Raw genomic sequence first — 260 nt, 5'->3', positions numbered from 1 at the left:
AGCAGGTACAGCACGGCGCAGAACACCTCGTACAGCTCCACTTTGCGTGGGGCAGTCTTTCTGCGCGCACTCTCCAGCAATGGCCGGATCACCTCGAACTGCTCGCGCTTGATGTCGCTGGGGTAGCCTTTTCTCACCCAGCGAGCTTCTCACATCAAGAGGGCGAGACTTTGAACACGATCTCAGGCGGCACGTTACCTACATTCCTCCCACTCCCCGCGCGGGCTTTCCGCCGATCTACCTCACGTTCCAAGTCCTGC

At 59.6% G+C, this 260-nt stretch carries 1 protein-coding gene; it reads right to left on the bottom strand.

All coding sequences use genetic code 11. The annotated features are described in order from the left end of the window. Window positions 1-137 (bottom strand): transposase (locus KVT32_RS30470; protein ID WP_371825646.1); only part of this gene is annotated, 137 nt, incomplete at its 3' end. Window positions 138-260: the final 123 nt, after the last annotated feature.

The sequence above is a fragment of the Achromobacter sp. GbtcB20 genome, from assembly GCF_019091095.1.
GTDB classification, from domain to species: domain Bacteria; phylum Pseudomonadota; class Gammaproteobacteria; order Burkholderiales; family Burkholderiaceae_B; genus Achromobacter; species Achromobacter mucicolens.
Note: the sequence above shows the minus strand (reverse complement) of the source record. Positions and strands in the feature narration are given on the sequence as shown.